Source organism: Achromobacter semiaridum, from assembly GCF_053543755.1.
The window spans coordinates 1-23,157 of sequence record NZ_JBLVOL010000038.1 but is presented as its reverse complement, the minus strand read 5'-3'; the positions used below and the strand labels follow the sequence as shown (position 1 = coordinate 23,157).

Below are 23,157 nucleotides of genomic sequence, written 5' to 3'. Positions count from 1 at the left end.
CCCGCCACCAAAGAGAAAGGAATGACGAAGAAAAGGATGACGAAAAAACGAATGACGAGGAAAGGAATGACGACCCGCAGTGCCTGGGTCGTTATTCCCTTACTGCTTCGCCGCCAACGGATGCTCGAAGAAAAACCGCAGCATCTCTTGCGTGGCATCCGGGCCAGAAGCATCCGTATACGAGCCCTTGGGCGACCCGCCCGCCCAGGCATGGCCCGCGCCGTGCACCACCCAATATTCCGCCACCACCTTGCCCGACGCGTCTCTATATACGCGCTTGGTGCTGTCGCGCCCCCGGTTGGCGCCCGCCACGCGCTGGCTTTGGACCTGGGCATTGGCCCCGGCGCTGGCGGCCACGACCGCATCGCCGTTGCTGGGATGCACGGTGGCATCGCGGTCGCCGTGAAAAACAATCGTCGGCACCGGGGTACCGGACGCCGCGCCTGGGCGTACGCCGATACCCTTCATGGCGGACAAGGCGGACGGCAGATCCGTGGCCGCGCCCGCCGCCAGGCCAGAATGCACGCCTGCGGCTGCATACAGCTGCGGATAGGTGTTGGTCAAAATCGCGGCCATCGCGCCGCCTGCTGATAAGCCCGCCACGTATACACGACTCGGGTCGATGCCATATTCGGCGATGACGTGGCGCGTCATGTCGGCCAGGATCGATGGCTCGCCTTTGCCGGCCTGCTGGTGATTGTGCTTGAACCAATTCCAGCACTTTTGCGGATTGGTCTCGCGGGGCTGTACCGGATACAGCACGTAGAACCCTTGCTTGCGCGCGGCCTCGTTCATGGCGGTGCCGGCGGCAAAGTCGCCGGCGTCCTGCGTGCAGCCGTGCAACATCACAACCAGCGGCCGGGCTTGTCCGTTTGCGCCGGGCGGCACATACAACTTGTAGGCGCGCTGGCCTGCGCTATTGCGAAACGAGCCCGCCGTGAAGTAATCACCCTGCGTGGCCGAAGATTCGCCCGGCGTCCGGGGCGTGGCGGGGGTTTGGGGGTTTTGCCCTACGGCGTCGTCCCGAGCCTGGGACGGCGCGGTGGCGGTGGCGGAGCCGGAGTCCGAGGACGCGGCAGCGCTTACCGTCGACGCGGGAACCTCGCGCGCCTCGACATCAATGACATCGGCCTCGTCATAGCGCGGCGCGGCGGATGCCGCCGTGGGCGACGCGCCCAGCAAGGCGGCCTGGATGGCGGCGGTGGCGGCTGCCAGGTTGCCAGACCGGGTAAGGCGCGTGGCCTGGCTCATCAACTGCTGAAAATCTGGATGCATGGGGTGACCTTTAAAGCGGCAATAACGTATCAGCGGATGCGCTGACGCAGGGCGGCCTTGACTGCGGGGCTGGCGTGCAACGCGCCCAGCACCGTCACGGATTCAATCGTGGCAAGCGCCAATTCGGGCGTGACGTCGGACGCGATGGTCGCCAGCCCCAGGATTCGGATCTGCAACATCTGGCCCGCGGCCTGCACCGCCAGCAGGTCGTCAGACGTGTAGTGCTGAATGCCCAGCACCAAGGTCTTTCTGCTGACCGCCTGCCGCACCGCGTCGCCATGGGCGGCAAGCTGGTTGCGGATTGCGGTACGGATCAAGTCGGTACGGTTGGCGTAGAAGCCTTCCTGGACCAGAAGATCGATCTGGCCCAGGTCCACATAACCGAGATTGATCGTGATCTTTTCGTCCGAAGGCTTAGGGGCGGAAGCGAGGTTTGGAGGGCGAGGAGGCATGGACGGAATCTTAAAACCATCCAAGTGGATGGCCTATGGATGTTTCAATTTGACGGACTTTTTCGCCACACCCGCGCCCGGGCTCTGTCCCTAAGCCCTTGAAATAACGCGCAGTTATGAAAAAGCATAAGAAAATCCCCTATTAGGGAATTTGCTTATGCCTTTTAACTATTTGCTGCGCGCATACTTGCCGGGCAAGAATTCGCCCTGAGCATAAAGCAACACAGATGGAACTTCGCCAACTAGAGGCCTTCGCGGCCGTCATGTCTACAGGTAGCGTCACCGCTGCCGGGCGTCTGCTTGGGCGCTCGCAGCCGGCCATCAGCCGCCTGTTGCAAGAGCTGGAAGCTGAAATCGGCTATGCCCTGTTCAACCGCAGCGGGCCGCGCGTCACGCCTACCGAACAGGGCTTTCTGCTGTATGACGACGTAGAACGCGCGTTGGCCGGCTTGCAGCAGATTCGCAGCCGCGCCGAAGAAATCGCGCGGGGCCAAGCTAAACCGCTGCTGCTGGCGGCAACGTCGGCGCTGGCCGCCGGCCTGCTGCCCGACGCGCTCAAGCGCATCGAATCCCAAACCGGCGCCACGCGCGTGCAGGTGCGCAGCGCCTCGCCCGAACGTGTCGTGCATGCGGTGCTGACCGGCGCAGCGCAACTGGGCGCCACCAGCTTGCCGCTGGAACATCGCGGCCTGACCGTGCATTGGATTGCGCAGGCGCCTTGCGTCGTGGCTTTGCGCGACGATGATCCCCTGGCCGCGCTCGACGTGGTGCCCGTGGCGCTTCTGGCCGGCCGCCGCCTGATCACCATGGCCAATCCCTACCGCCTGCGCCGCCGCCTGGACGCCGCACTGGCGCCCGACGGCAATGCGCCCGGCACCATCGAAACCAATTCGTCCGTCAACGCCTTGGCCGCCGTGCGTGCCGGCCTGGGCGTGTCGGTGCTGGAACCGATCACCGCTTACGGCGTCCCCATGCCGGGCGTGGCGATCCGGCCTATCGACCTGGACATTCCCTTTTTCTTTGGGGTCATCACCCCGCAGCCCCAACCGCAACCGCAACCGTTGACGCCCGCCTGCCAGGCCATGGCCGACGCGCTGGCCGAGGCCGCCGCCGCGCTGCTGCCCGGTTTTGTGCTGCACGACGCCTGCGAACACGCAGCGCTGCTGCACTCTGTCTACGGTGATGACGCCCCTGTTTTGGACACCCCCACACTATGAATCTGCCCATTGCCACCCCGCCGCAAGGCCTGGATGCGCTGGAAGCGCGTCTGCGGCAAGACCTGTCCTGGCTGGAAATTCCCGCCAAGAACTGGGTCGCGCCCCGCTTGGTCGATGGCCAGCAGGTATTGGACGTTGTCGTCATCGGCGGCGGCATGGCCGGCTTGGCAGTGGCCGCGTCGTTGACGCACCTGGGCATCACCGCGCCCATCTTCGACCAAGCGCCCGAAGGCTACGAAGGCCCGTGGGCCACCACCGCCCGCATGGAAACGCTGCGTAGTCCCAAGCAGCTGACCGGCCCTGCGCTGGGCTTGCCCGCGCTGACCTTCCGCGCATGGTTCGAAGCGCAGTTCGGCACCGCCGAATGGGACGCGCTGGACAAGATTCCCCGCCTGCAATGGATGGACTACCTGCGCTGGTATCGCCGCGTGCTGAATCTGGACGTGCGCAACAACCACCGCGTGTTGTCCGTGCAACCGCGTGCCGACCGTCTGGTGCAACTGGACATCGAATCGCCCGCCGGACACAGCACCGTGCTGGCCCGCCGCGTGGTGCTGGCCACCGGCCGCGACGGCCTGGGCGGCGCCTATGTACCTGGCTTTGCCAAGAAGCTGTCGCGCGACCGCTGGGCGCATTCGTCCGATGTGATGGACTACGCCACCCTTGCCGGCAAGCGCGTCGGCGTCGTGGGCGCGGGCGCCTCCGCCATGGACAGCGCAGGCACGGCGCTGGAAGCCGGCGCCGCCAGCGTCGACCTGCTGATCCGCCGCAACGACATCCCTCGCGTGAACAAAGGCAAAGGCGCGGGCAACCCCGGCCTGACCCATGGCCACCTGACGCTGCCCGACGAATGGAAGTGGAAGATCCGCCACTACATCAACGCCGCGCAAGTGCCGCCGCCGCGTGGCAGCACCTTGCGCGTGTCTCGCTTCCCCAACGCCCGCTTCAACCTGGGCTGTGGCGTGCAAGACCTGGCCTTGGTCGGCGACGACATCCACGTCACCACGCCCAAAGGCGTGTTCGTGCTGGACTTCCTGATCTTCTCGACGGGCTTTCGTATCGACTGGACCGTGCGCCCCGAATTCGCGCCGCTGGCGCCCCACGTGCGCAACTGGGGCGACCGGTTCACGCCGCCCCCCGGCGAAGAAGACCAGGAACTGCATGATTCGCCCGACCTGGGCGCCGTCTTCGAGCTGCAAGAAAAAGTCCCCGGCGCCTGCCCGGGCCTGGACCGCGTGCACTGCTTTTCCTACCCCGCCGCGCTGACGCAAGGCACGATCTCGGGCGACATCCCCGCCATCAGCGACGGCGCCAAGCGCCTGGCGCAAGGCATCGCCGGCCTGTTCTACCGCGAAGACGTCGAAACGTACTACGCAAATATGGAAGCGTTTTCCGAACCGGAAGTGTTCGGCGATGAATGGACGCCGGCCCCGCCGCCCGCGGCAATCGCCACCCCGGCCTCGCAAGCGGAGACCACGCAATGACCGGTTGGTTGATACGCCGTGTCGCGCAAGCGGCGGTAGTCGTGTTGCTGATGACGCTGATCGTCTTCGTGGGCCTGCACGCCATCGGCAACCCCGTGGACATCCTGATCGGCCAGGACGTGGACCAGGTGGACCGCGCCCGCATCATCGCGGAGCTAGGCCTGGACAAGCCGCTGTGGCAGCAATACCTGGGCTTTCTGAACGGGGCGCTGCATGGCAACCTGGGCAACAGCTTCGTCTACAACATCCCCGCGATTGAACTCGTCATCCAGCGCCTGCCCGCCACGTTGGAACTGGCCATCAGCGCCCTGCTGCTGGCCGTCATCATTGGCTTGCCGCTGGGCTTGATTGCCGGCCTGTACCCCGACAGCCGCTTTTCCAAAATGATCATGGCCGGCAGCATCGTCGGCTTCTCTTTGCCCACCTTCTGGGTGGCGCTGATGCTGATCATGACGTTCAGCGTGTCGCTGGGCTGGCTGCCCGCCAGCGGCCGTGGGCAGACGGTGGAATTTCTGGGCTTTCAGTGGTCGTGGTTGACCGCCGACGGCTGGCGCCACTTGATCTTGCCCGCGCTGAACCTGTCGCTGTTCAAAATTTCACTCGTCATCCGCCTGACGCGCGCCGGCGTGCGCGACGTGATTCCGCTGGACTTCGTGAAGTTTGCCCGTGCCAAGGGCTTGTCGCCGTTTCGCGTGGTCTGTGTACACGTGCTGCGCAACACGATGATCCCGCTGGTGACCGTGCTGGGCCTGGAGCTGGGTTCGACGATTGCGTTCGCCGTCATCACGGAGAGCATTTTTTCGTGGCCCGGCGCCGGCAAGCTGATCCTGGACAGCCTGAACGCGCTGGACCGCCCCGTCATCGTCGCCTACCTGATCGTGGTCGTGTGCCTGTTCGTCACGCTGAACCTGATCGTCGACATTCTTTATAAAGTGCTGGACCCCCGGGTACGGCTGGAGGGCTCGGCATGAGCACCACTGCAACCCCCGAGAAGGTTCCGGCCCTGCGCCGCGAATCACCCTGGCGCCGCAACCTGACCGAATTCCTGTCGTCCAAGACGGCGGTGTTCGGCCTGGCCGTGGCCACCCTGTTGATCCTGGCCGCCATCTTCGCCCCGTGGATTTCGCCGCAGAACCCGTACGACCTGCTGCAAATCGACGTGCTGGATTCCCGCATGCCGCCGGGATCCATGAACGGCCTGGACACCTTCCACTACTGGCTGGGCACCGACGGCCAAGGCCGCGACCTGCTGTCCGGCATTCTGTACGGCCTGCGCATCAGCTTGATGGTGGGCGTGGGCTCGGCCGTTATCGCCGGCATCGTCGGCACGCTGCTGGGCCTGCTGGCCGCCTACGCGGGCGGCAAGGTCGACGCCTTCATCATGCGGCTGGTCGACCTGATTCTGTCGTTCCCGTCCATCCTGGTTGCCATGATGATCCTGGCCTTTCTGGGCAAGGGCGTGGGCAACGTGGTGCTGACGCTGGTGATTCTGGAATGGGCCTATTACGCCCGCACCGCGCGCGGCCAGGCGCTGGTGGAACGCCGCCGTGAATACGTGGAAGCCGCCCGCTGCCTGGACATTCCCAACTGGCGGATCATGTTGAAGCACATTCTGCCCAACTGCCTGCCGCCGCTGATCGTCATCGGCACCTTGCAGATTGCGCGCGCCATCACGCTGGAGGCCACCTTGAGCTTTCTGGGCCTGGGCGTGCCGGTGACCGAACCGTCGCTGGGCCTGCTGATTTCCAACGGCTTTCAATACATGCTGTCCGGCGAATACTGGATCAGCTTCTACCCCGGCATCGCGCTGCTGATCACCATCGTCGCCATCAACCTGGTGGGCGACCGCCTGCGCGACGTGCTGAACCCAAGGACTCACAAATGACCGACCGCACCGCTACCGGCGCGCCGGCCACGCTTGAAGTGCGCAACCTGCGCACGCACTTCCATACCCGCGCGGGCGTGCTGCCCGCCGTGGACGACGTGTCGTTCACGCTGGAGCGCGGCAAGATCCTGGGCCTGGTCGGTGAATCCGGCTCGGGCAAATCCGTGACGGGCTTTTCCATCATGGGTCTGGTCGACGCGCCGGGCCGCATCGTGGGCGGAGAAATCCTGTTCCAGGGCCGCGACCTGACCAAGCTGGCCCCGCGTGAACTGCGCAAGTTGCAAGGCAACCGCATCGCCATGATCTTTCAAGATCCGATGATGACGCTGAACCCGGTCCTGCGCGTTGACGTGCAGATGATCGAAACCGTGCGCGCGCATAACAAGATGAGCAAGGCGCAGGCCCGCACCCTGGCCCGCGACACCCTCGGCATGATGGGCATTCCCAGCCCCGAAGAACGGCTGCTGGCCTACCCGCACCAACTGTCTGGCGGCATGCGCCAGCGCGTGGCCATCGCCATCGCCATGCTGCACCGCCCTGACCTGATCATTGCCGACGAACCCACCACCGCGCTGGACGTCACCATCCAGGCGCAGATTCTGTCTGAAGTGCAAAAGCTGGCGCAGCAGCACGGCACCAGCCTGATCTGGATTACGCATGATCTGTCCGTGGTGGCCGGGTTGGCCGATGACGTGGCCGTGATGTACGCCGGCCGCATCGTTGAACACGGCAAGGTCGACGACGTGCTGGACCGCCCGCAGCACCCCTACACCGTCGGCCTGATCGACAGCCTGCCCAGCAATAACCTGCGGGGCCAGCGCCTGCGCCAGATTCCCGGCATGACGCCCAACCTGCTGCACCTGCCCACCGGCTGTGCGTTTTCCGCGCGCTGCTCGCGCGCCACCGCCGCCTGTGGCCAGCAACCCGGCATCACGCAAGCCCTGCCCGAACACGATGTGCGCTGCTTCCATCCGACTATCCAGATCCACAACGAGGTGACGGCATGACTGTATCCGCCGCCCCCACTCCGCTGATTGACCTTGCTCAAGTCAGCAAGCGCTTTGGTGAAAAAAAGGTCGGCGCAGCCGGCCGCGCCATGCAGCGCATGGGCTTGTCCAAGCCGCCCGCCATCACGCGCGCGGTCGACAACGTGGACCTGATCGTGAACCCCGGCGAAGTCGTCGGCCTGGTCGGTGAATCCGGCTGCGGCAAATCCACGCTGGGCCGTATCGCCGCAGGTTTGTTGACGCCATCGGGCGGTGAAGTGCGCATCAACGGCGTGCGCCCGTCGGACATGAATTCCGCCGCCGCCCATGCCGCGCGCCTGACCGTGCAGATGATTTTCCAGGACCCCTACGCCAGCCTCAACCCGCGCCTGCGCGTGGACGAGATCGTGGGCGAAGCCGCCCGCATCCACGGCCTGGTCGACAACGCCGGCTTTGACGACTACGTCAGCGCCCAGCTCGAACGCGCGGGGCTGGACCCCGCACTGCGCCAACGCTATCCGCACCAATTCAGCGGCGGCCAGCGCCAGCGCATCGGCATCGCCCGCGCGCTAGCCGTGCAGCCGTCCATGCTGGTGTGCGACGAAGCCGTGGCCGCGCTGGACGTGTCCATTCAAGCGCAAATCCTGAACCTGTTCATGGACCTGCGCGAAGAACTGAACCTGACGTATCTGTTCATCAGCCATGACCTGGGCGTGGTGGAACACCTGTCTGACCGCGTCGTCATCATGTACCTGGGCCGCGTCGTGGAAACGGCCACCGTGGACGAAGTGTTCCAGCGCCCCAACCACCCGTACACGCAAGCCCTGCTGGCGGAAATTCCCAGCCTGAAGTCGCGCCACAAGATCTTTACCGCGATCAAAGGCGAGATTCCCAGCCCGCTGAACCCGCCCGGCGGCTGCCATTTTCATCCGCGATGTCCGCATGCGATGCCGCGCTGCAAGACCGAAGTTCCCACGTTGAAGGGAATCGCCATCAACCATTTAAGCGCCTGTCATTTGAACGACATGGCCTGAACCTAATTGGCGGCGCGGTACGCAAATACGGCAAATACCGCGCAGCCTTCGGAACACTTAACTCGTTCCCCCCCTACCAAGGACCCCGAACATGAAACGCTTGATTCTTTCGACCCTGACCGCCGCCATCCTCGGCGCCTCTGCCGCCGCGTCCGCCGACAACCTGACGATCGGCTTCGCCGACCCGCTCTCGTCCCTGGACCCGCAGCTGAACAACCACGCCGGCGACCGCTCGGTGGCCCTGCACTTCTGGGACCTGCTGATCGAGAACAAGTGGAACAAGCTTCAACCCGGCCTGGCCGTCAGCTGGAAGCCGCTGGACCCCACCACCTGGGAATTCAAGCTGCGTGAAGGCGTCAAGTGGCAAGACGGCACGCCGTTTACCGCCGACGACCTGATCTATTCCTACACCCGCGCGCGCGCCGTGCCGGGCAGCGTGGCAACGTACGCCGGCTACCTGCGCACCATCGACACGATGACCGCCAAGGACCCGTTGACCCTTATCGTCAAGACCAAGGCCCCCAACCCCGACCTGCCGCTGAACCTGGCATCCGTGCACGTCGTCAGCAAGCACGTCGGTGAAAAGTCCACCACCGAAGACTACAACTCGGGCAAGGCCATGGTCGGCACCGGCCCGTACAAGTTCGTGTCCTACACGCCGGGCGACCGCGTCATCATGGAACGCAACGACGGCTACTGGGGCGAGAAGGCCACCTGGGACAAGGTCAACTACCGCTACATCAACAACGCCGCCTCGCGCACCGCCGCCCTTTTGGCCGGTGACGTGGACGTGATCGACAAGGTGTCGGTGTCGGACCTGGCCAAGCTGCAAAAGTCCGCCAACATCGCGGTGTACCCGTACGACGGCCTGCGCGTCATGATCCTGCAACCCAGCTTCAACCCCGCGCCCAACCAGTACATCACCGACAACAACGGCAAGCCGCTGGACAAGAACCCGCTGCTAGACCTGCGCGTGCGTCAGGCGCTGAACCTGGCCATCAACCGCAAGGCCATTTCCGACCGCATCCTGCAAGGCGCGGCCACCGAAGCCAACCAATGGATGCCCAAGGGCACCTTCGGCTACAACCCCGACGTTAAAGACATCCCCAACGACGTCGCGCAAGCCAAGAAGCTGCTGGCCGAAGCGGGCTTTCCCGACGGCTTCAAGCTGACCATGCACGTGCCCAACGACCGCTACCCGCAAGGCCCGGAAACGGCCCAAGCCGTGGCACAGTTCTGGACCCGCGTCGGCGTGAAGACCCAAGTGGAAGTGGTGCCATGGGCCGTGTACTCGGGCCGCGCCAACAAGAACGAATTCGCCGTCAGCATGCTGGCGTGGGGTAACGGCACGGGTGAAGCCAGCTACGCGCTGGTCAACATCCTGGCGACGGTTGACGCCAAGAAGGGCCTGGGCGCGTCCAACTGGGGCCACTACACCAACCCCAAGGTGGACGCCGCGCTGGAACAGTCCACGTCGGAATTCGATGTGGCCAAGCGTGAAGCCATCCTGCGCGACTCGGTCAAGCTCGTGTCCGACGACGTCGGCATCATCCCGCTGTTCCACTACAAGAACATCTGGGCCACCAAGAAGGGCTTGAAGGTGACGCCGATGACCAGCGACCGCACGGCCGCCATGATGGTCACCAAAGAACCCGCCGCCGCGGCCGGTAAATAAGCCATGGCGCCGACCCTGACCATCACCCCCGCGGACGCCTTGATCGACGTGCCGCGCCAGATCCGGGTGGAAAACGTGGCACCCGGCCAAACGGTCGAGATCAGCGCGCTAACCCGCCGCAACGGCGTGCTGTGGCAAGCCCACGCCGCCTACACGGCGGGCGAAGACGGCGTGGTCGACCTGACCCGCGACGCGCCCATCTCGGGCGACTACACCGGTTTGTCGCCGATGGGCCTGATCTGGTCGCAAGCCCCCGTGGACTCGCCCAGCCGCGAACACTTCAACCATCCGGTGAGCGATGCTTTGGTCACCGACGTGGTGGCGCGTGTGGGTGCGGTTGAAGGCGGTGCGGAAGCCGGCGCTGATGCCGGCGCTGATGCCGGCGCTGATGCCGGCGCTGATGCAGGCGCTGATGCCGGCGTTGTAGCCGACATGCAGGCGCAAGCCACCTTCACGCAACGCCTGGCGCTAGATGGCGTCACCCGCCACGACGTCCGCGAAGAAGGTCTGGTCGGCACGCTGTACCTGCCGGCCGGCAGCAAGCCCGGTTCGCACCCCGCCGTCATGATCCTGAACGGCTCGGGCGGCGGCATCAACGAACCGCGCGCGGCGCTGTATGCCTCGCGCGGCTACGCCGCCTTTGCGCTGGCGTACTTCAAAGCGCCGGGCCTGTCCGACTACATCTCGAACACCCCGCTGGAATACTTTCAGACCGGCCTGCGCTGGCTGCGCAAAATGGTTCAACCCAAGCACGACTTCGTCGCCATCAGCGGCCAATCGCGCGGCGGTGAACTGGTGCTGCTGCTGGGCGCAACCTTCCCCAAGGAAGTGTCCGCCGTCGTCGCCTACGTACCCGGCGCCGTCGTCCACAGCGGCCAGAACGCCTGCGACCCCAAGATCGGCCGCGAAGGCCCGACCTGGCTGCTGGGCGGCAAGCCCATCCCCCACGTCTGGGAAAACAACCGTACCGCCACCTGGGCGCCGTTTGACGAAGGCCCGTCGCCGCATCGTCACGAGAAAGCCATCCTGACCGCGCTGCAAGACCCCGACGCCGTCGCCCGCGCCCGCATTCGCGTGGAAGACATCGACGGCCCGGTCATGCTGTTGTCTGGCACCGACGATGGATCATGGCCGTCGAGTCTGTATTCAAAGATGGTGCAGGACAAGCTGGTCGACGTGAAACACCCCTACCCCGTCGAATGGCTCGACTACGAAAACGGCGGCCACTCGATCCTGTTCCCGTACGTGCCCACCACCCAGCTCGTCTACGCCCACCCCGTGTCGGGCAAGATCAGCACCAGTGGCGGGAATCCGAAAGACAACGCACGCGCCGACCAGGAATCGTGGGAAGGCGTGAAGAAGTTTTTGGACGCGGCGGTGAAGGCGCGGGCGGCTTCGGCTTCGGCTAGTTCGACTAGCGCGGATTCCGCAAGCTCGCAATCGGCTGCTGCCCATTCAGCAAGCACTTCCGGCAACGCCGGCTGATCAGACACCAAGGAGAACATCCCCATGGCACAACAACCCATCGTCTATGACGCCGTCAATGATCTGGTCGACAAGCTCGTCGGCCTGACGCCCGGCAGCAAAACTTTTGAAGTCCGCCACCAACGCGAAAAAGTCGCCGCCGCCACGCAAGGCAGCTACGACGCCCTGTTCGACCCGGCACTCCCCGGCTTGTCGCTGGCCGAACGCCTGCTGGTCGCGCTGTACGCCACCCGCATCAGCCCGTCGCCGCTGCTGGCCTCGCACTACCGCGCTCGCTTGGCGGAAACGGACGCAGCCCCCGCTGACATCGCCGTCGCAGAATCCGGCAAGCCGTCAGACGCCTCCACCCCGCGCCTGGCTGCCGTGTTGGAATTCACGCGCAAGCTGATTGAAAACCCCGTCGAAGGCGACGAAGCCGCGCTGAAGACCCTGCCCGCAGCCGGCGTCACCACGCCTGCGGTGGTGACCCTGTCGCAACTCATCGCCTTCCTGTCGTACCAGACCCGTCTGGTCGCGGGCCTGGCCGCGATGAAAGACCTGGAAGGCCAAGCCCCCCGCGCCGCCGCCGTCCCGCCCGCGCCCTTCGAACCCAACACCGCCGCCACCGAACCCGGCGCCGTCATCAAGGCCCACGGCTTCACCAACGAAGTGCTGGAGTGGAAGGCATGGCTCGACGTCGTCAACGTCGACACCGCCACCCCGGAACAAGTCGCCGTCCTGGAAGAAAGCCACCCCAAGGCCAAGGTCTCGGACTACTACCTGTTCCTGGTCCACCAACCGGAAATCCTGCGCCAGCGCTCCACCGCCTTCAACGCCATCATGTACGCCCCAGGCGGCCTGTCGCGCGCCGAACGCGAGCTGGGCTCCACGGTCGTCTCGCGTGTGAACGGCTGCGTGTACTGCGCATCCGTCCACGCACAGCGCTTCGAACAACTGGCCAAGCGTAATGAAGTGATCGCGCAAGTGTTCGAAGACCCCTACACCGCCGGCACCACGGCGCGTGAACTGGCGATTGCCCAGTTCTCGATCCAGATCACCGAAGCCCAGGCCGACGTCAACGCCAACAGCATCCAGGCATTGAAGGATGCGGGCTTAAGCGAAGGCGAAGTGCTGGACCTGCTGCACTCGGACGCGATCTTCGCCTGGGCAAATCGTTTGATGCTGAACCTGGGCGAACCGGTTTTTGCCACCGTAGGCTAAGACCCGCTTTTTGTACTGCCCTGCGGGCGCATCAGCGTTTTCGTTAAACTGACGCTTTCCGCGCCACTACGCGCCCCGCCCCGTGCGGGGCGCTTTGCCTTCCCCCATGTCAGAAAAAACCCACGACATCCGCCCCGGCCAGTCGATCGAACTGCTAAAAGCTCTGCACATCCTGACCCGCGACGGCAAGATGAACCAGGACAGCCGCCGTAAGCTGAAACAGGTCTATCACCTGTTTCAGTTCATCGAGCCGCTGCTAAAGGACGTCCAACAAGAACGCGGCGCGGTCACGCTCGCGGATCACGGGGCTGGTAAGTCGTATCTGGGGTTCATTCTGTATGACCTGTTCTTCAAGGAACAGAAAGACGCCGTCGGGAATGGGTCCCATATTTATGGGATCGAGACTCGTGAAGAGTTGGTGAAGTCGTCAGAAGAACTGGCGAAGCGGCTCGGGTTTGGCGGGATGTCGTTCTTGAATCTCTCCGTGGCGGAGTCGATTACGTCGGATAGGTTGCCGGCGACGATTGATGTTGTGACTGCGTTGCACGCTTGTAATACGGCAACGGATGACGCGATTCACTTTGCGTTGGAGAAGAAGGCCAAGTACATCGTCGTTGTGCCTTGCTGCCAGGCGGAGGTGGCTTCGGTGTTAAGGAAGAATAAGGGCAAGGCGCTGGCTGATCCGCTGGCGGAGATCTGGCGGCATCCGCTGCATACGCGGGAGTTTGGAAGCCAGATTACGAATGTGCTGCGGTGTTTGCAGCTTGAGGCGCATGGGTATCAGGTTAGCGTGACGGAGTTGGTCGGGTGGGAGCACTCGATGAAGAATGAGCTGATCGTGGCGCAGTATAAGAATCTGCCGACTCGGAAGCCTGCGGAGAGGCTGACGGAGATGTTGGAGAGGATTGGGTTGCAGGAGTTGAAGGATCGGTTTTTTGTGCCGGTGGCTCCTGCGGCGGTAGCTGAGTAGGTATCTGCTTGGCTGCTTTTGCATGAGCCGGAGATAAATTTAGCTGGTGGCGGGCCGCTGGTCCTTCCCTGATCAGTAGTCTGCGATTGCGCTTGCCTTAGAGAAAGCGTGATCAATTTGGCACGGAACCGCATCGCGTCCGTCGCCTATCGGGGCATACTCGCCCCGTGGTCCAGAGGATCGCCCGGGTTGACAGCCGGAAAGACAGAACAAGTGGCCGCTGCAATGGCGGCCCCCTTTCTTTCATTGCGTCAATTACACCGGAGCGCCGAGATGAGCGACCACCCTTTTACCTATGACCGTTGGGCCACGCCGGATGATCCGGAGCTTGGTGTCGTGCGGTTTGATGATTTGCGGAAGATCGAGCGGGCTTGCTTGGGGATTTGGGCTATTGCGAGGATTGTGGGGAACAGCGCGAATGAGCCGGGGGCTACGGGGGCAAGGCCGTTGGATGCTTGGATGGTGTCGAATTTGCTTGGCGGAGTGGAGAGCCTGTGCGATCAGATCGCTGATCTAGCGGCAAGCTCAATGGATGAGCCGCCGTTAGATCCCTTATTCTCCAAGGCGGGGACTTCGACGCAATAGCGCAGTCATGTCAGCAAGCGCAGAAAATACTGTCCATTAGTCGGCTTGCGACCCACGGCAGACATCCAAATATGGATAACTGTCACTTATTGAGCAGTATGTAAATTAGGCAATATCGAAGATCGGGTCGTTTGCAACTCTTGGTCCGGACTGAATGCTGATACCGCAGTAGCCAGAACGCATGCTGCATCCTGAAATAGTATTCCACCCCTGTTCATGAATAGATATTTGGAGTGAATCGAGAGTTCCTTTTAAGCGGACACGCTCGAACCCCATATCAATTTTTTCGATGGTGAGACGGCTGGCTTCTGGCTCTAGATAAAGCTGTAATGCCACATATCTAGATGCTGTCCTGACAGTGATTCTTGGTCCCTCGCACTCAATATCCCAATAAGATGCTTGCGCCTGCCAGACATTGTCTTGAATGGTGAGTGCGACCCGACCAAGTTCATCAGTGAAAATGCCTGAAATCAAGAATGACTGACCTTCTTGTTTAGGTGGCGTCAGCGACAGAATAGGGGTTCCGTTGATCTCAATAATGTGTTTGCAGTCGATGAACTGGTTGCCTGCAAAGTTCACTTCGATGGGGTTTAAGCCAAAATCAAATAATTCGCTAGTGAACCCTTGTTGTAAGCATTTAGGGTTGGCGTTTGCCGCTGCGACAGTGGCTGCTGAAAGTCGCTTCCTCGCGCGTTTCTGATTACACTGTGAGCAGAGCAAGGTCATGCCTTCAGGAGAATGGGCTTTGGCGTCTACGAAGTCCGGATCAAAATGCTCATAGTCATAAAACCCGAACCCACAGATCACACAACCGAACCCACATCGCTGACGAATTTCTCTTTTGGTATGACTAGGTATGCGTCTAGAAAGCCCATGTTTGTTCACTTGGCTAGCCATTTCATTCCCCTCTTTCTTTGGCGGATCTTACGTAGATCTTGATCTAAGAATGCACAAGTAGTTAAGGCAGGATAGGTCTTTGATAGGCTATTTTGGTACGGATTTCCTGACCAGATACGTGCAAAAAACCACTTTACAGGGTGCATTATTGCCCCAGTTCCCGAAAACTGACACTTATTGCGGTGTCGGTTTTTGGCCGCGAGCAGTCGTGGACGACAGGCCGCTTTCGACCCAGTGCGTATGGACGGATCATGGGGGTAGCCAGCCCAGAAGCGGCCACTAGTCATAACCACCAACCTAAACCCTCTACCCCCAACAGTCGGTTGGTTGATCGCCTCCAATTGCCGCATCTCTAGCAGACTCGGTCGCCCATTTGAAAGAGCGCAGCCTCGATCTCGCGAAGCGTCGCGAATAGGCTCTTTTTGCCGGCGAGGCACAATGCACCCGACAACAACCAATTCGCCCGCACGTTCCACGTGTAGTGATCCTCAGCCCGAGTGATGCTTTGAAAAATCCCAGGTGCTGCATTTCGGTGACCCCGAGCGGCACCATTTGGCGGTAAGGTTCCAAATCGGAGAAGGGCCGGCAACTTGATCGAGGGCGAATTTTTGACGTTCGTCCACCAGTAAAGCGCGAGCCATGTCAGCGATGCTGCCACTCGGCTGTCGTAGATGATGAATTCGTCTAGCAGAAGGGCGTACACCTTGGTCATCCCCGCATTGAACCGCAGTCCAGTTACCGTGCTTACGTCGTAGCCGCTCGCATAATCCATGACAACTTGGTTCAAGAGCGCATGTAGGTGCGCGTGATGCCGCGCTAACCAGGGCTTGTTTCCGCCATGTCGCGTAGTCGTATAGACCCCTCCCCAGTGAAAGATTGCCGCGACTGCCCCGGCCAACCTAAGGGCGTTTTGGCCCCTGAACGCGGTGCGTAGGGAGTCTTGCAGCGTGCTCAGAACCGCCGTGTTGATCTCCAGGTTCGCGCGGGCAGCAAGCGGCGGCACGACTGGATGGATATACGGATAGCTGCTGTGTGGGTTCGGCAGGCCAGTCTTGGCCTTCAACGGCCATGCGTAGGCGGCTTTCGCTGCAGGCAAACTGTCATAGTGGTGCGATCCGACCGTGAACTGCACCGGTCGTCCCTGCAGGCGCTGCGCAATCCAATCACGAAAGCTCGCCACATCCACATCATCAACTAGGTATTGGCTTCTATTCATCGCTTTTTCTATATACACGAGTCGCTCATTTTCAGGCATTTTGAAACCAATAACTCACGAACGTCGCCTCCTGGCCGCGAGCCGTCCTTGCCGAAAGGCCGTGGACGGCCCTGAGCGGACTGTCGAGACTCGTGAATTTTCTGCCCACTCAACTTTTGATGACTGCTTACTTTTAGACCTTGTTTTTGCTAGGATTGAAACTTCATAACTTTTAGCCACTAATCCATGACAGCGGTAACGTTAGACCTGTATTCCCTGAGTATTGATGATTTGAGAAAATACGACTTGGGGCTTATAGAGGCGATAACTGAGCTAAAAACGGCCAGTGAGGCTTATAAAAAAATGGCTGCCGTTGGGGTTGGGAGCTTCCACCAATACGATATTGCTTGGCGAGAGTTCTTGCAGGCGATGGATCGGGCTTGGAACAAAATTCTTGCGAAATGCCAGAATGAAAAGAAGTGGCCAAAACTAAGATCAAAATTTGAGAACATTAGAAAAAACGACCCACTGCTCAAGTATATATCCCAAGCCAGAAACGTGACGGAACATACTATTTCTGAGGTCATGAAGGACTGGGACGCGAATTTGAAAGCTACTCCTGTCGCAAATGGAATACAGCTTTCATGGTCTGCTTGGGATAGGCCACTTCTTCCTGTAACGAATCGAGGGACTACCTTCCATCCTCCTAAAACGCACTTATCCAAGCCAATGAGTTTTTATCGAAAAAATAGACCAAACATGGAAGAGCCGAGGGTAGTTGCAGAATTGGCCATGCTCTTCTACATCAATATGGTGACAGAAATTTCGAATGAAATTTTTCCGACAAAGTTGTTGGGAAAGTAAGAGTATTCCAAGTTGCGGTACCGGCTGCTTCTGGCCAATTGTAGCCAAAGCGGGACGGCCAAAACCGATCCGCTGCGGTCCTATTTCTCCTACTCGCTGGAAATAAAGGTGTCAGACTGAGATTCCGCAGTGGACTTAGTGAAATTGGAGTCTTACACCTAAATACACACCTTCGGTCGCACGTGTCACTATTGAAGAATGCTCAGGCACCTTTTCAGAATTTCCTCGTTGTTGATAATGATTAAGTCGAGTCTCCGCCTCGCACGAGTGATATTCTGAAATAGCATTTTGGTTGGAGCGTAATATGCGCCACCACGGTAAACAAGGTTGCCCGCAGCATCGTAAGCAAAGAACTTATCCATTGCAATCGCCACACCGTCAAACTCTTGGCCAATGACTTCATGGGAGGTCTTGCTCGCAGCGGCGAAGTACTTCTCGTGGTGCTCCGCGTTGTATTGAGAAGGGGTAAACCTCAGTACTTCCCACTTTCTAGAGTCCAATCCGATCAAATATTTTTTGGCATCTTCGCTATTGGCGAAATAGCTAATCCTGATGTTTCGGCTAGATTGTATCTGCGTGAATGCACTGCGGTTGAATAGCATCTTTATGAAGTTTGCGATCTCCTTATTGGATCTTATCTTCTCAGAAAGCTTATATACGTTAATTGATGGGATGGCGGAAATTTTACCCGCCATGTCTCCCAGTTCTTCCCAGGTTGAAAGGGTTTGAACCTTGTCATACGAGAAGATGCAAACGCACTTTGCCAGCTTGGCCCTTTCCACTATATTGTCAAGTTGAGGCTGCTGTATTCTCTGAGCCTCATCAATAATTAATAAGTCAACCGGATTTAGGTCGCAATTTTGGTGGTACTTAATAGACGAAATCTTCCATCCCTGATGGACCAGTGCACGATGACCTTCATTAAGCTGTCCACAGTGTATTATCAGAACATTTTTCTTTTTTTCATATAGATGCTTGGCGATATCAAAGGTGAGCAAGGTCTTCCCTGTACCCGCGCTACCGGTGATTCCAACGAAAATTGTTCCAGTTTCCGCATCTATTGAGCTCAATATCCCGCTCTTGAATTGTTCTTGCTGGTGCGTCAAGAAATATTCGTTGGCGAGAAATTTTTTTGTTGAATTGAAAGGTGAAACGAGGTAGTCAGATGGGTTGAAAAGCACGTCTGGTGTTGGCTCTGATCCTGACCCTTGGTCGGCAAGCACACTTAGCAAGTGTGCTGCATCTGTATTCTTGAGCTCTCCGTCATCGCCTAGAAAGTAAAGCGTACTCGATGAAGACACAAATGCAAATGCATAAACCTGTCGTCCGATGAAACTTAGGTAGTAGTTGTTCCGTAACAGCTGAGTCTTTATTTTTTCCGCTGCACCCTCTCTCTTGATCTCAATATTTACTATAGAGGCCTGTCCAAATCTAAGGAGATCGAATTCCTTGCCGATCTGAGGGATTTTGTAGCCCACATAAAAATCGGATAAATCTTCTGCACTCACTCTGGAGGCTTCCATCGTGATGAGAAGTTTTCCCATGTCGTCGAGCTCTGCATTCCTGACATCGATACCGTAGTATTTCAAGTAAATATCGAATATCTCGTCTTTCAATGAAACTCTTGCTTGCAGCAATGACTGTATATTGACTGGCTTCATGGTTTTAAATAGTACGCTGATATATTTCGGTCATCTTTTTGTTATCGCTAGGCGAGCGTCCCCTGGCCCAGAAGCTCAGCGTTTGCGCAGCCCCACTTCTATTTATTCCGCGGTTCTGGGATTTTTGCAGACTCTCTGTAGGTTACGTGGAAAGAAAGCAGGATAAAGAGGTCAGACTGCAATACCAGAGTGGAATGCGGTGAAACTGCAGTCTGGCGCACGGTCCGCTTCAACGGCGTTGCCTGCAGCTTGGGCTTGCAACAGACTTAGGTATCCGGCCCAATCAGTTCATGCAACACGGGAAGCAACTCGCGATACAGGCCTAAGAAATCTTCATTTCCCACATGCCGAGACGCACGAGCCGAAGCAAAAAGCTCATTTCGAACATCAATCAATGTCGCGCGCGTGCGCTGTTTGGCTACTCGCATGGAAGCTGAAAATGAGCCGAAATGTTCATAGCCATTGAAGGACGTTGCGAAGGCATACACCGCTCTTGAATTATCGGGGTCAGGAAGATCATTTACGGTTATTCGGCTCATGTTTGCTTGAAGGCAATAATCAATAATTCTGAGTGTTATGTTGCATAAAAGTGTCTATCTGCAACTCAGCCCACGAATCTGGGCGAAATTGCAGTCTGAAATCGATGTTCTAAACACCTACTATTAGAATCTGCCGATCCCAAGAACTATGCCTACCCGAAGGGAAAGGTCGTCGACCAGAAAACGTCTGCGCCGTGACCTCCATCCCGATAATCTTCTCTAAATCGAAGCGCCGCCACTCCGGCAGAGTTCCAGAACTACTAGACCCTTCGATCTGATACCCAAGAATTTGCATCACGCCGCCACTTATTCCCAAAACATGCGGCTCGATCACCCTTTGACGGCCACCGTAAACAAAACGAACAATAGCCTTATCTTCAATGGCCTTTTTCAAGAATTCTTGCAGCATATCCGCCTCCAACCTCGGTTCAGAAAGAACTGCATAACTCTGCCTGCCAACGAGTTGCGCTTCGCGGGCTGGTTTTCACATCAACCTATCAATACTGGACCTGAACTAACATCAAAAGAGCTATCACCCCGGGGAAAAGACTGGAGCAGAGCTAACTCATAATCCTAGCTTCAACACCGGCATGCTCTCTAAGCAGATACAGCAACCCTCCGCCATCAATCAATTCAATGGGTTTATCCTGCGAAAACCTGTAAGCGTCGACCCCGTACCCGCTGGTGCAAACCAATATCCCCTTGGTAGCCCCTTCGTTCATCATCGTCCCGTACAAATCCCGCACCGCACTCACCCCAACGGTATCCCTGTACCGCTTGGCCTGAATAACGACCTTGCCGCCCAAAATTGGCCGAGTATCAAAGGCAACTGCATCCACGCCACCGTCCCGAGAAGCCCGCGTTAGCTTCGTATCCAGCCCCATCTGGCTGAACAAGTTGGACACCAGCACTTCAAAGTCACCCGGCGTTAGATCCAATAAATTCGGCCGCGATTCCAGATCATTGAGCACGTCTCCCTGATCAATGAACCGTTTATCGACCATGTTGAACTCAACGATTGGTTTAATCGCCTGCAGCTCGTCTGGCCTGTTCGAGACCTGAGCCCCCAGGTTGCGCAGACATGCAATCTTCTCTACACGATCAAGCCGCAGCGACAAAAACTCCGCTTTACCCGCCCTCACCGACACGACCGGCACGCGAATCTCTCTTCCACTCGCGGGGTCCGTTGTATCAACAATGCCGTTGAAGGTGACCAGCGCCAACGCATCAGCTTGATCTGCCTCAAACAATTCATGCAGCGTTCGAAGCGCGATAGATGCCACGATGTCTTGATAGAGCCGTTTGATCTCGGCAGGCTTTCGAGGCTTCGTGTCGATTTGGTCGCGGGTCTTCACGTATCGGTGTTCTAAGTCTGTTGGAATCACGGATACCTGTGGCAGCTCGTACTCCACAACTAGCTCTTTCGCGTCGTCTCGATACGCAAGGCGAAACTCTTGGGGGAAGCCGACTTCCGGGTACTCGGATCGGATGAGTACCATCTCGTTGTATGCGATGACAGCATCGCCATCGTGAGCCAGGTACGTAGTTTGGAACTCATCTACCTCTGCATTGCGACGAGCCACATCGGCGTCGTACTGCGCCTTCTTTTGTAGGTAGTGTTCTTTGAGGATAGAGATCTGCGCCTGCTTCTCTTCTTCCACCAACCGAAAGCTCTCTAGCCTTTGCTGGTTCTGAATTTTTGCCGTCTCTAAGGCAGCTTGATACCTGCCGTTAGCACCGGGGATCAACTTCTTCAATCCGGCAGGAGCGGGAACGTCGATCAATGATGGGGGGTCGCTGGGACGAAGCTCCTGCGCGATCTTGAAGGACGCGAACGCTTCGAATTGTCGGAGGCTGTCGAAGTCGATGATGTCGTCGTGACGAAGCGTATGCGCGAGGATGTCTTGCAGTTCTTCTATTTTCTCGTTCAGCTCGGCATTGAGGTCGTCGGCTTCTGTTTGGCGGTCCTGAAGGTATTGCGCCTTTAGCGCCTTCTCGGCTTCTCGATCTTCGCGAGCCTGCTGCGCAGCAAGCCTTCGCTGATCGCGGTGAAGCTGAGCAGCTTCTCTATGCTCTTCTCGCTCAATTTGTCGGGCATAAGTCAGTTGTCTTCTAGCGGCCCGCTGACTTTCTCGCTGAGAAGCCGCCGCTACTCGCGCCGCAGCCTTGATAAACGCTCCGAATCCATTACGGCGTGCCATGCAGTCCTCACAAGCTACAAGCGTTGTCGAATCGCCTCTGCCGACATGATCGTGAACATACGGGTACGTGACGAATGTTTTCAAATATTACCCGAACTTTCTTTGACCTACTGTTTAGGTCGGTGCGGTTAATTTATTTGTACTTTGTCGACAAACCGTCCCGATCAGCAATAAGGCCACAATCGCTATTCCCGGTCACGGGTCCCCAATGCAAACCGTTGATCAGAGAACGTATTGAGCAGCAGCGGTGCGCGCCAAATACGGCGCAGTTAACGCGACCTGACCACTTCAGAGGTATTAACTCACGGTCCATCCCATTCAGCACGGCTTCCATTTTCCACGCCATCACCGCCTGGCAGACGAATGCCAAGCCGCCCGTCAAAGCCCTCGTTGAAGGGAATAGCTCACTCCCGTGCCTGAGACGCCTCGGCTGCGAAGGGCCAACACACCTGCCCCTCGACGCCTCCGCAGGAAATAGGTGTTCGAAAGTGGTGCCCGGTACTCTCACCCTTTGTGCCCCTGTCGCAGTAAGAGGGCCATCGGAACGGTGAGATCTGAGGGCGTCCGCAGGCGTGTCACCCTGGTAGGGCGGCTGATAGGGGGTTTCGTGGATGTTCGCTTACAAGAGCAAGCGCAGGGCTAGCTAAATTGAAGCGTAAGACCTCGTCAGGTCAGTGGTTCGACCGTGGCGGGGTGGGGTGATTTGACGCTCGTTGCGAGCGTTAGAAAGCGCCGGCGCATGCGCATCGCGACCGTGGTAATTCGTCCGATAGACCAAAGCCTAATCTGAGCTGGGTCAATTGATTTGGTGATCCCTGGACTGGCCCGTCACCACAGCTTACCGGTTCTGTTTTCACCATCCGTTACGCTGCAATTGCTGCACAATACCTGACCTAATTACGGTCAGGTATTTAGCGCGCTAAGGACGAAGATCCTGATTAGGGTCTATTACTCTGTAACTGCTTGTACACGGACAAGCTTCGCTTCTGCAAATGCGGACCGAGTACCCGGAAAGGCCTCAAACTTCCACTTCCGACCACTCTCGATACCCATTGCTCCCGCTATGGCGGAACCGACCTGGATGCCCTGACCATCAAGCAGGGCAAACGTTACCGTAGCTGAGGTAAGAGTCTTTCCGCTCGTATTCGTCAAGATCCCGGTTACCACCACATTTATGCCCTTCTTCACAACCCGTACGTCTTCCACAGGAAGATCATTCACGACTTCGATTGCAGATGCCACTTGCGAGGAAAGCGCCAGGGCGGTAGCGAAAAGGAACTTGTACATTCTATTTTCTCCAATGACGAACAGAGCATTAACGGCACGGCACGTGACAAATTAAGCACTTCGTGCGCATGACTTTACCTGAGATAACCAAAGACTGAATTAAAGCAAGCTGTTACCGCATAGCAGACTTGTTCATCGAGATGACGCTCGCAACATACGGCAAAAGCGGCAAGGACTAAGAATCCATATAACGGCCCACCGCGAGATTCCCACCCCGCCCCTCCACCCTCCCCCACCTCCCCGCAATCCCCCCCGCCGCCGCCTT

General features: G+C 58.8%; 20 protein-coding genes. 11 read left to right on the top strand and 9 right to left on the bottom strand.

Annotated features, from left to right (window positions below; translation table 11 throughout):
* Positions 1–99: 99 nt before the first annotated feature.
* Together ACNPP0_RS11825 and ACNPP0_RS11820 are read right to left on the bottom strand one after the other, a co-directional pair.
* The gene (locus ACNPP0_RS11825) at positions 100–1,275 is read right to left on the bottom strand and encodes an extracellular catalytic domain type 1 short-chain-length polyhydroxyalkanoate depolymerase (RefSeq protein WP_448705983.1); all 1,176 of its coding nucleotides are present in this window, start codon (positions 1,273–1,275) and stop codon (positions 100–102) included.
* Positions 1,276–1,304: 29 nt separating this feature from the next.
* Complete coding sequence (locus ACNPP0_RS11820) at positions 1,305–1,727, bottom strand: ribbon-helix-helix domain-containing protein (RefSeq protein ID WP_448705982.1); 423 nt, start codon at positions 1,725–1,727, stop codon at positions 1,305–1,307.
* Between the two features lie 227 nt (positions 1,728–1,954).
* Here ACNPP0_RS11820 and ACNPP0_RS11815 point away from each other — a divergent pair, with 227 nt between their 5' ends.
* From ACNPP0_RS11815 to ACNPP0_RS11770, 10 genes are all read left to right on the top strand, one after another.
* A complete protein-coding gene (locus ACNPP0_RS11815; RefSeq protein WP_448705981.1) occupies positions 1,955–2,944 on the top strand; it encodes a LysR family transcriptional regulator in 990 nt (329 codons plus the stop codon).
* Complete coding sequence (locus ACNPP0_RS11810) at positions 2,941–4,428, top strand: SidA/IucD/PvdA family monooxygenase (protein ID WP_448705980.1); 1,488 nt, start codon at positions 2,941–2,943, stop codon at positions 4,426–4,428. The genes ACNPP0_RS11815 and ACNPP0_RS11810 overlap by 4 nt, the downstream gene beginning before the upstream one ends.
* A complete protein-coding gene (locus ACNPP0_RS11805) occupies positions 4,425–5,399 on the top strand; it encodes an ABC transporter permease (protein ID WP_120155148.1) in 975 nt (324 codons plus the stop codon). Before ACNPP0_RS11810 ends, ACNPP0_RS11805 begins: the two co-directional genes overlap by 4 nt.
* Entirely contained in the window at positions 5,396–6,313 is a 918-nt protein-coding gene (locus ACNPP0_RS11800; protein ID WP_050449686.1) for an ABC transporter permease, read from the top strand. Before ACNPP0_RS11805 ends, ACNPP0_RS11800 begins: the two co-directional genes overlap by 4 nt.
* Complete coding sequence (locus ACNPP0_RS11795; protein WP_448705979.1) at positions 6,310–7,320, top strand: ABC transporter ATP-binding protein; 1,011 nt, start codon at positions 6,310–6,312, stop codon at positions 7,318–7,320. Before ACNPP0_RS11800 ends, ACNPP0_RS11795 begins: the two co-directional genes overlap by 4 nt.
* Positions 7,317–8,333, top strand: coding sequence for an ABC transporter ATP-binding protein (locus ACNPP0_RS11790; protein WP_448705978.1), 1,017 nt, complete (start codon positions 7,317–7,319; stop codon positions 8,331–8,333). Before ACNPP0_RS11795 ends, ACNPP0_RS11790 begins: the two co-directional genes overlap by 4 nt.
* 91 nt (positions 8,334–8,424) lie before the next feature.
* Positions 8,425–10,008: an ABC transporter substrate-binding protein gene (locus tag ACNPP0_RS11785; protein ID WP_448705977.1), complete on the top strand. Its 1,584-nt coding sequence runs from the start codon at positions 8,425–8,427 to the stop codon at positions 10,006–10,008.
* Positions 10,009–10,011: 3 nt separating this feature from the next.
* A complete protein-coding gene (locus ACNPP0_RS11780; protein ID WP_448705976.1) occupies positions 10,012–11,493 on the top strand; it encodes an acyl-CoA thioester hydrolase/BAAT C-terminal domain-containing protein in 1,482 nt (493 codons plus the stop codon).
* A 24-nt stretch (positions 11,494–11,517) separates the two neighbouring features.
* Positions 11,518–12,693, top strand: a complete 1,176-nt coding sequence (locus tag ACNPP0_RS11775) for a CMD domain protein (protein ID WP_448705975.1) — start codon at positions 11,518–11,520, stop codon at positions 12,691–12,693.
* A 106-nt stretch (positions 12,694–12,799) separates the two neighbouring features.
* Positions 12,800–13,663: a class I SAM-dependent methyltransferase gene (locus ACNPP0_RS11770; RefSeq protein WP_448705974.1), complete on the top strand. Its 864-nt coding sequence runs from the start codon at positions 12,800–12,802 to the stop codon at positions 13,661–13,663.
* 690 nt (positions 13,664–14,353) lie between these two features.
* Here the strand turns inward: ACNPP0_RS11770 and ACNPP0_RS11765 are convergent.
* Positions 14,354–15,145 (bottom strand): hypothetical protein, encoded by a 792-nt coding sequence (locus tag ACNPP0_RS11765; RefSeq protein ID WP_448705973.1) that lies wholly within the window; start codon positions 15,143–15,145, stop codon positions 14,354–14,356.
* Positions 15,146–15,497: 352 nt separating this feature from the next.
* Positions 15,498–16,400 (bottom strand): hypothetical protein, encoded by a 903-nt coding sequence (locus tag ACNPP0_RS11760; protein ID WP_448705972.1) that lies wholly within the window; start codon positions 16,398–16,400, stop codon positions 15,498–15,500.
* Positions 16,401–16,586: 186 nt separating this feature from the next.
* Here ACNPP0_RS11760 and ACNPP0_RS11755 point away from each other — a divergent pair, with 186 nt between their 5' ends.
* The gene (locus ACNPP0_RS11755; protein WP_448705971.1) at positions 16,587–17,204 is read left to right on the top strand and encodes a hypothetical protein; all 618 of its coding nucleotides are present in this window, start codon (positions 16,587–16,589) and stop codon (positions 17,202–17,204) included.
* Between the two features lie 188 nt (positions 17,205–17,392).
* Here ACNPP0_RS11755 and ACNPP0_RS11750 read toward each other — a convergent pair whose 3' ends face one another.
* From ACNPP0_RS11750 to ACNPP0_RS11730, 5 genes are all read right to left on the bottom strand, one after another.
* Positions 17,393–18,820, bottom strand: coding sequence for a DNA/RNA helicase domain-containing protein (locus ACNPP0_RS11750; RefSeq protein ID WP_448705970.1), 1,428 nt, complete (start codon positions 18,818–18,820; stop codon positions 17,393–17,395).
* 311 nt (positions 18,821–19,131) lie between these two features.
* Positions 19,132–19,404, bottom strand: coding sequence for a hypothetical protein (locus ACNPP0_RS11745; protein WP_448705969.1), 273 nt, complete (start codon positions 19,402–19,404; stop codon positions 19,132–19,134).
* 109 nt (positions 19,405–19,513) lie between these two features.
* Positions 19,514–19,813: a hypothetical protein gene (locus tag ACNPP0_RS11740; RefSeq protein WP_448705968.1), complete on the bottom strand. Its 300-nt coding sequence runs from the start codon at positions 19,811–19,813 to the stop codon at positions 19,514–19,516.
* Positions 19,814–19,964: 151 nt separating this feature from the next.
* On the bottom strand, positions 19,965–21,605 hold the full coding sequence (locus ACNPP0_RS11735; protein ID WP_448705967.1) for a restriction endonuclease: 1,641 nt from the start codon (positions 21,603–21,605) through the stop codon (positions 19,965–19,967).
* A 948-nt stretch (positions 21,606–22,553) separates the two neighbouring features.
* Entirely contained in the window at positions 22,554–22,892 is a 339-nt protein-coding gene (locus ACNPP0_RS11730) for an FxLYD domain-containing protein (protein ID WP_448705966.1), read from the bottom strand.
* Positions 22,893–23,157: the final 265 nt, after the last annotated feature.